Origin of the sequence: Clostridium sp. (assembly GCF_051656525.1) — a bacterium.
GTDB lineage: Bacteria > Bacillota > Clostridia > Clostridiales > Clostridiaceae > Clostridium.
Genome location: NZ_JBOGCC010000069.1, coordinates 1 through 2094 on the forward strand (window position 1 = coordinate 1; position 2094 = coordinate 2094).

Here is a 2094-nt window from a genome sequence, read left to right on the forward strand (position 1 = left end):
ACATTATCAAAACCTATAGGGTGAGTAATATTGAATCTGCGAAACTTACTAATGAGGTGTTTCATAGACCAGATGATTTTGTATTAGAAGATTATTGGAAATCTAGTTGTTTAGTACATACTATTACTAGTCCAAAAAATAATTAAAAATTATTCCACACAGAATTTACCAATCCTTTTGTGTTAATACTCTTAGTGAAGAGTTAAATATAAAAGGATGTGTGAGGGTGATTACTTTGAAAGATAAACAAAAAATTATATTAGATTATATAAGCAACAATAAGTCTCAAAGAGAGATACATAGAGAGACTGGAATTGCTAGAGATACAATAAGAAAATATGTAACTGAATATGAAGAGAGGCTACGCCAGGTAGGAAAAGATTTATCAGAAACAGAAAAAGTAGATCTCATAGATGAAATAACACAGCAACCTAAATACAAATCTACTCCAAGAACAAAAAGAGTAGTGACAGAAGATGTAATTGAAAGAATTAAATACTTCTTAAAAGAGAATGAAACTAAGCGATTATCAGGTTTGTCTAAACAACAAATGAAGAAAATAGATATATGTGAGGCTCTTAATGAGGAAGGTTTTTCAATAAGTTACTCAGCTGTAGCTACCGCTATAAATAAAATAGAACACAAAAAACGCGAAGCGTATATAAAGCAAGAATATGTACCTGGAGATGTTGTAGAATTTGACTTCGGAACAGTTAAGCTATACACAGAAGATAATGTACTAAGGGAATATCAACTTGCAGTTTTCACATCAGCATACAGTAATTATAGATGGGCTAGACTTTTTCCAAAGCAAAATACAGCATGCTTTTTAGAAGCACATGCATACTTCTTTAATCATATTCAAGGATCTTTTAGGACCGTTGTATATGATAACACTAGAGTTGCAGTTAAAAAGTTTTTAGGGCACTCAGAAAAAGAACCTACAGATGCATTATTAAAACTTTCCCTATATTATAAATTTAGATACAGATTTTGCAATACTTATAGCGGAAATGAGAAAGGTCATGTTGAAAGAAGTGTTGAAGTTGTGAGGAGAAAAGCATTCAGCAAAAACCTTGAATTTAACTCGCTAGCAGAGGCTAATATACATCTTACAAATATCCTTGATAAATTAAATAGCAAAGTTTCATTTGGTAAGAAACTATCATCAAAAGAATTACTTCTAGAAGAAAAAGAAAGTTTACTCCCAGATATGCCACTATATGAAACTTCTACAATACAGGATTTCAGAGTCAACAAGTACTCTACAATTATGATAGATTCATGCTTTTACTCTGTACCAGATAATTTTGTAGATAGAATGGTAAGATGTAAAATTTATACAAATAAAATAATTGTTTATGACAATGAAAATAAAGTATGCGAGCATTTTAAAATAACAGGAATGCACAAGTGGAAAATAGATATTTCACATTATACATATACACTGTTTAGGAAGCCAAAGGCTCTTATTAGTAGTACTGCTTTTACGCAGATGGATAGTGTGTTAAAAAATATATACTCAACCTATTTTAATAACAATGAAAAAGAATTTATAAAGGTTTTAGAATGTGTTGGTAAATATGGGCTAACGCCTGTATTTAATGCAATTACACATTTACAAGAAACTTGTCCGACTAATATTAGCACTGACAAAATTGAATTTATATGTGCTCTAAAAGATGATAACAAAGTGTTATATCTAGAAGATTATAATGATGACATTATGGTAAATTCAGTTAATATGTTATCTGAATTTAATACTTTACTTTAAAATTAAGGACGTGATTACTATGGCTAATAGTTCTTTTGTTTATGATATTAAAAACTATGCAGAATCATTAAAACTCGGTGTTGTTAAATCAGATATAGAAGAGGCTCTTGATGATGCTTTAAATAGCAATCTTACTCATGAAGAGTTTCTATATCGACTTCTTCAAAAAGAACATGATATTAGAAAGTATAACTTAACTCAAAGCCGAATAAGGCTTGCTAACTTCCCTTATAAAAAGTATCTTGAAGACATTGAAATCAATGCCCTTCCTAAAGATGCTAGAAATAAGCTAAAGCATCTTAGTAGCTTAAAGTTTGTAG

General features: G+C 29.9%; 2 protein-coding genes. Both read left to right on the forward strand.

The window, feature by feature from the left end; all coding sequences use genetic code 11:
• The first annotated feature begins 226 nt into the window (after positions 1-226).
• Positions 227-1774, forward strand: coding sequence for an IS21 family transposase (gene istA / locus ACRDDY_RS02390; protein WP_438563374.1), 1548 nt, complete (start codon positions 227-229; stop codon positions 1772-1774).
• Between the two features lie 19 nt (positions 1775-1793).
• Positions 1794-2094 (forward strand): ATP-binding protein (locus ACRDDY_RS02395; RefSeq protein WP_438563375.1); only part of this gene is annotated, 301 nt, incomplete at its 3' end.